We start from the raw sequence: 2,803 nt of genomic DNA, 5'->3' as shown, positions 1-2,803 counted from the left end.
GAAAAAAATCTCCCTAGACTTTTAAATAGTTTAAAGGACAAATTTTTTGAGATAGTTGTTGTAGATACAGGATCAACAGATAAAAGTATAAATATAGCAAAAGAGTATGGATGCAGAGTTTTTAAAAAAGAGTGGAAAGGTTTTAGTGATGCGAGAAATTTTGCTATTAAAAAGTGCAAGGGTGATTGGATTTGGCATTTTGATGCGGATTTTGAACTAGAAGATAAAGAATTTGAAAAATTTAAAAAAATATTGCCAATTATCCAAAAAGATAAAAATATAAAAGTTGTTTCCTTTTTTATAAAAAATTTTGGATTGGATGGAAAAATAAAATCCATATCTACTCAAGCTTTTCTTCATAAAAAAGAAAAAGATATTTTTTGGGTAGGAAAAATTCACGAAAGACTTAATGTTTTGGAATCATTTGGTAGTGATATTTTTATTAACCATTTTGGATATGAAGATATAGAAGTTCAAAAAAATAAGGCGTATCGTAATTTATCATTGATTAAAGAGGATTTAGAAAAGTTTAAAAACGAGCCAAGAGAATATTTTATTAAACTTTTTTATCTTTTTCAAACTTTTGCAATACTTTCCTATTTTGATAAAAAATATATAAAAGAAGCTATCGATTATATAGATGAGTTTGAGAAAATATCAAATAAATTTAGCGATAACTCTACACTTTTTTTTACAACATACATATATATATATTTGAGCGATATATTTATCAAAAAGGAGGATTTTAATAGAGCTTTAAAATATATTGAAGATGGATTAAAAAATTTTAGCGATTTTCCGGATCTTTTATATATGAAAGCTTATACTTATGAAAAATTGAAAAATTTTACTTTAGCAAAGGAGTATTATATAAAATTCCTAAAAAAAGTTGATAAATTTGAGAAAAAACCTGTAGATAAAAATTATAATATTGCAGTTGTTATAGATAAAATAGGAAATATTCCCGAAATTATCGATAAGAAATTACCTAATTATTTAGATGTAGATGAAATCGAGTATATAAAAAATGAATGGAAAAAAGATAAAAATCGTTATTTTGCATATATTTTATTAAAGCTATATGAAAAATATCAAAAAGAAAAATTTGAAAAATTTTTATTAAAATCTACAAAAATACACGATTTTGATCTTTTAAACAATTTTGCCTCTAACTATTATTTTAATAAGAAAAATTATAAAAAAGCTATATATTTTGCAAAACGAAGTTTGCTAATAAATAGACATGATATAATCGCAAATGAACTCATGGCTCTTTCTTTATATAATTTAAAAGTGTATGAAAAATCAATTTATTATTTTAAAAACTCTCTTTTAAAAAAACCTACAATCTCTTCTTTGCCTCTTTTTATTGATGCTTTAAAAAAGGCCGGTAAAATAAATGAAGCCAAAATAATAGAAAAAAAACTAAAAAATTTATAAAAAAACTAAAAAATTTTTTTTGACTTCCGATAATGAGTTTGTAAAAAAAATCAGGAGGTCAAAAATGGCACTTAGAATCAATTACAACTTTCAGTCTGACTTTACGCATGCAAATTTGCTAAAGACTGAACAGGCTATGAACAAAAGTATGGAGAGATTGGCTACAGGTTATAGGATCAACAGAGCTGCGGATGATGCGGCAGGGCTGTTTATCGCTGATCAGCTAAAAACATACGCTATATCTCTAGATCAGGGTACTAGAAACGCTCAGGATGGTGTTAGTATCGCACAAATTGCACAAGGAAGCTTAAGTGAGATATATAATATCTTAAATGACGTAAAAGCAAAAGCTATTCAAGCATCAAATACTGTTGATAGCGATTCTCAAAAAGCGTTGCAACAAGATATAAATAAGCTTGTTGATGCTATCGGTAAGATATTTAGTGATACAGAATTTAACGGAACAAATATTTTTCAAAGCTCAACTACGACAACTTTTACTATCCATTATGGCGGGAGAAAAGATCAAGAGTTGACTATTACAACTTCAACTGCAGGTGCAACTGGTGGAGCGAACTCAACAACTGCTTCTACGGTTTTATTGGGAACAACTACATATACTATAGATGTAACATCTCAAACTGCTGCCAATGATACAGTTTCTATAGTTGACGCGTTAATTAAAGCTATCGATAACGAAGCCGCAAAATTTGGTTCGGCTCAGATAGAGTTAGAAAAAATAATCTCAAACAACGAAACTCAAAGAGTAAATACCTCTGATGCGGAAGGAAGAATAAGAAATGTTGATTTTGCTAAAGAGATGAGTGAATTTACAAAACAAAATATCTTAATGCAGTCTGGTATGAGTATACTTGCTCAGGCAAATCAACAGTCTCAGCTTGTTCTTCAATTATTAAGATAATTCAAAAGAGGCTTTGCCTCTTTTGTGATATAATAGTTAAAATCTTTTGGTTAAGGTTTTTTAAGTCTTAACCAAAAGATTTTAGGAGTTAAAGATGGATGTTAAAGCTGTAAACTCTACAAGTGCCGCTCTTCAGATGCAATCTCAAAATGTGGATAAAGATAAAACAATATCTACTCAGCTTGAAAATCAAGCAAAAGAAAAAGATAATGCAGACACATTTAAAAATCTTGATGAAAAAGTTCAAAATGAGATTATTCAAAAATCTATAGAAGATTTAAATAAAAAAATGAGTATGCTAAATTCTCAACTAAAAATAGAAATAGACGAAGATACCGGAATTCAAGTGGTAAAAATTGTTGATAAGGAAACAAAAGAGGTTATTAGGCAGCTTCCGCCCGATGTTATCTTAAAAATTGCAAAATATATAGATGAGGTAAC

General features: G+C 28.0%; 3 protein-coding genes. All 3 read left to right on the top strand.

Annotated elements, in window-relative coordinates; genetic code table 11:
- The coding region (locus AC30RD_RS08055; RefSeq protein ID WP_489493959.1) for a tetratricopeptide repeat-containing glycosyltransferase family 2 protein at nt 1-1,440 on the top strand (1,440 nt) is incomplete at its 5' end.
- A gap of 64 nt (nt 1,441-1,504) precedes the next feature.
- Complete coding sequence (locus tag AC30RD_RS08050) at nt 1,505-2,362, top strand: flagellin N-terminal helical domain-containing protein (protein ID WP_489493958.1); 858 nt, start codon at nt 1,505-1,507, stop codon at nt 2,360-2,362.
- Nucleotides 2,363-2,456: 94 nt separating this feature from the next.
- On the top strand, nt 2,457-2,803 hold a 347-nt coding region (locus AC30RD_RS08045), incomplete at its 3' end, for a flagellar protein FlaG (RefSeq protein WP_489493956.1).

This window comes from Nitrosophilus sp., assembly GCF_982775275.1.
This window is presented reverse-complemented; position numbering and strand designations above follow the sequence as displayed.

Bases quoted from the DNA above. Each gene is read 5' to 3' on its own strand.
- AC30RD_RS08050 (WP_489493958.1), top strand. From the start codon at position 1,505: ATGGCACTTAGAATCAATTACAACTTTCAGTCTGACTTTACGCATGCA.